The following is a 3,357-nucleotide window of genomic DNA, read 5'->3' as shown; positions in this document are numbered from 1 at the left end:
GGGAGTGCCTTTTTCTGCCTGGTTATATAAAATTGCTATCAATGAAGTAAATGCATTTTTCAGGCAGCAGAAGAAGTTTTCCCGATCTGTGAATATTGAGGACCAGGACATTAACTTATTAATTACTGAAATAGATTATAAAGAGCCACAAATAGATCCACATGTACTTATTCCCGTACTGCTTGAGCAATTGTCTGAGCATGAAATACAGTTTATAGAATTACGTTTTTTTGAGAACTATTCGTTTAAGGACATGGGTTATTTACTAGGTCTTACAGAGGTAAATGCGAAGGTTAAAACTTATCGGATTTTAAAAAAACTAAAGAAAATAGCGGCAGAAGTAAGGTATAACTAAATAAAATGGCACAGGTAAAAGTAAAAATAAATGCCCCTAAACCTTCTCTGGAAACAGTGAGAAGCTATCGTGACTTTGACCGTTTTATGGACAGGTACCGCAAATACTATAGCACAGATGGTATAAGACACATGCTTTATAACGATCGCAAAAAACTGGTCTATATCGTAATTATTATACTCTTTCTAATGTTACTTCTCTTCGTAGATGATATTACCACGTCTAAAAATACCGATAACGGCCAGGCCCCTTCTACTGAGCAGACTACTGAGTAGCTTATTGCTTGCTTGCATGGTAATTCCTTGTCATGCGCAATACGGAAGGATATATCTCGATCCAGACTCTACAATCTCTCCACAGTTTATTAAAACCTTGTGTCATACGGTAAGGTATGATCACGAAATGAAACCCGGGAGCCCTCTACCAACCGAGAAGCTAATCTTAGTAGCATCAGGAGCACACTACAAGCGTGAAGAAACTCCTGAAATCTCAAAAAGATGGCATAACCAACATGGAGCTGAAATTTACTGTGAAGTTGATGAAAACTACCCTGCCGGTGATTTTCTCAGACAAATAATACTCAGTAACAATCGGGATTTTGCCAATATTGTCGGACCTAAAAACCGACTTTCTCTAGACCTGGAGGTCAAAGACCCTCGTGACCAGCTGAATATTTATGAATTCATCGATCAGCAATTAGCGATAGTTGAAGACAGGTATGATAATGATCGCGCTCAATTTCAACAAGATGAAGGATGGCGAAATATGATGTTCTTTTATTTTTTATTTTCTGAATATAAAATTAACTATGATGCTGAAATAAAGGAATAGCATCATGGACCTGTTATACACCCTTGACCTTATCGGTACGTTCGTTTTTGCCATTAGTGGTCTGCGTGTGGCTGCCAAAAAACAAATGGACCTCTTCGGAGCAACTGTAATCGGCTTCGTAACGGCCGTAGGAGGTGGTACTACCAGAGATGTTTTACTGGGAAGTTACCCCGTAGCTTGGGTTCAGGATTTGTACTATCCACTGGCAATTGTCATTGCCGTTCCTTTTACACTCATTTTCAGAAAATACATAGTTAACCTGAGAAGAACCTTTTTCTTATTTGATACCATCGGTATAGCGTTATTTACAATCAGTGGTATGCAAAAAGCACTCGATCTGGGTGTACACCCTGCGCTTTCAATTGTGATGGGTATGGTATCAGCTGTAGTTGGCGGTGTTATACGTGATACCTTGTGCAATGAGATACCACTTATTTTTAGAAAAGAAATATATGCTACAGCATGCCTGGCCGGAGCAATAGCCTTTTTTACGATGAGCCAACTGGGCGTCATTCCAAATTACAACTACCTCATCACTACCGTGATCATTATAGTAATACGAGTTGTAGCTATCAAATACAACCTTACTATGCCCAAAATGAAGGAATAAAAAAACCGGCCAAAAGCCGGTTTTTACAGGAATACATCAAGTATTATTAGTTCAATTCTGATTCAAACTCTTTGACCCACTCTTCCCAGGTAGTACTTTTATAATGATCGCCTCCTATAAATTTGATTACACGTTCAAATTGCTCGGGTTTCTGGTAGCCTGCAAGTGGCTGTATCATATTAAAATCTTCGTCAAGAAACACCACTGTTGGGTAACTCAATTTATTGTTTAAAAGGCTGGCTGCCAACTGATGGTATCCTCTTCTTCCTGAAGGTACAAATTTAAAGGTATGGCCTCTAAACTCTATGTCCTCCTCCTGCTCTGCATCAAGCTTCACCGGATAGAAGTTTTCGTTTAGATACTTAGCAATATCCGCCTGGCTAAATGTATTTTTATCCATTACCTTACACCAGCCACACCAATCGGTGTATACATCAATAAAAATCTTCTTCTTTTCTGTTTTAGATTTTTCAACTGCCTCTTCGAAGCTCATCCAGTTTACAGGGCCTTCTTCTACAGTATCTGCCTCATTGATAAAAGCAGAACTACCCACAAAAACGAGTAATAAAGCGATAGTTGAAATATAAATAAGTTCTTTCTTCATAAGTCTCCTCATATACGGGTAAACACACCCTAAGTTAAAATAATTTCAAGTTTTAAACCAGCAGGTATTACATACCTACTGCTTCGATATGTGCAATTATCTCTCCAATTTGCGAAGGATGAAACCATTTAACAGTCTCATCTTTAGTAAACCAGGTCATTTGTCGTTTTGCATACCTTCTGCTGTTTCTTTTTAGCAACCTTATTGCCTCTTCTTTATCGTATAAACCATCAAGGTAATCGAAGATTTCTTTATAACCCACAGTCTGCAATGCGTTATGATTTTTATAGCTATAAAAGTCTTTTGCCTCTTCAAATAAGCCCTGTTCAATCATTTGGTCCATGCGCAGATTTATGCGCTCATATAACTCCTCGCGAGGCCTGTCAAGCCCTATTTTTACGGTAGTGAAATTTCTTTTCTTTGCGGCCGGTTTTCTAAACGCGCTAAAAGCCTTACCTGTCCCCCGGCACACCTCCAGCGCTCTGATAATCCGATGTGGGTTATTTCTATCAACCCGGTTGTAATATACAGGGTCCAATTTTTCAAGCTCTTCAAGAAGTGGCTGTAGTCCATTTTCATCGAGCTCCTCATTAAGTTGCTGTCTTATCGATGGGTCTATTTTCGGCATCTCTGCCATACCCATTGTAACTGCATCTATATACAAGCCACTACCGCCTGTCAAAATCACATACTTTTTTTCATCAAATAATTCATCCAGCTGCTTAATTGCCAATCTTTCGTAGGTTCCAGCAGAAACATCCTCTTCAATACTATGAGAGTCTATAAAATGATGTTTTGCAGCAGCCATTTCTTCCTGGCTGGGCTTTGCAGTACCCGCTTCCATTTCTTTGTAAAATTGACGTGAGTCTGCCGAAACAATGTCGGTTTTAAAGTGTTGTGCCAACTTTATGCAAGTATCAGTTTTACCAACTGCTGTAGGACCTACAACCACAATTA

Annotated in this window: 6 protein-coding genes; 4 read left to right on the top strand and 2 right to left on the bottom strand. The window is 39.1% G+C overall.

What is annotated here, in order from left to right:
• From E1176_RS03635 to E1176_RS03620, 4 genes are all read left to right on the top strand, one after another.
• Positions 1-355: RNA polymerase sigma factor (locus tag E1176_RS03635; protein WP_185152602.1), on the top strand; the 355-nt coding region annotated here is incomplete at its 5' end.
• A gap of 5 nt (positions 356-360) precedes the next feature.
• The gene (locus tag E1176_RS03630; protein ID WP_155209212.1) at positions 361-630 is read left to right on the top strand and encodes a hypothetical protein; all 270 of its coding nucleotides are present in this window, start codon (positions 361-363) and stop codon (positions 628-630) included.
• Between the two features lie 16 nt (positions 631-646).
• Positions 647-1,186 (top strand): hypothetical protein, encoded by a 540-nt coding sequence (locus E1176_RS03625; RefSeq protein WP_155209211.1) that lies wholly within the window; start codon positions 647-649, stop codon positions 1,184-1,186.
• Between the two features lie 4 nt (positions 1,187-1,190).
• Complete coding sequence (locus E1176_RS03620; protein WP_155209210.1) at positions 1,191-1,796, top strand: trimeric intracellular cation channel family protein; 606 nt, start codon at positions 1,191-1,193, stop codon at positions 1,794-1,796.
• A 46-nt stretch (positions 1,797-1,842) separates the two neighbouring features.
• Here the strand turns inward: E1176_RS03620 and E1176_RS03615 are convergent, their stop codons facing one another.
• Both E1176_RS03615 and miaA read right to left on the bottom strand, forming a co-directional pair.
• Positions 1,843-2,400, bottom strand: coding sequence for a thioredoxin family protein (locus E1176_RS03615; RefSeq protein WP_155209209.1), 558 nt, complete (start codon positions 2,398-2,400; stop codon positions 1,843-1,845).
• Between the two features lie 67 nt (positions 2,401-2,467).
• Positions 2,468-3,355: a tRNA (adenosine(37)-N6)-dimethylallyltransferase MiaA gene (gene miaA / locus E1176_RS03610; protein ID WP_343030499.1), complete on the bottom strand. Its 888-nt coding sequence runs from the start codon at positions 3,353-3,355 to the stop codon at positions 2,468-2,470.
• Positions 3,356-3,357: the final 2 nt, after the last annotated feature.

It is taken from the genome of Fulvivirga aurantia (assembly GCF_009711475.1).
Taxonomy (GTDB): Bacteria; Bacteroidota; Bacteroidia; order Cytophagales; family Cyclobacteriaceae; genus Fulvivirga; species Fulvivirga aurantia.
The sequence above is the reverse complement of the archived record's forward strand: the minus strand, read 5'-3'. Positions and strand labels throughout refer to the sequence as shown.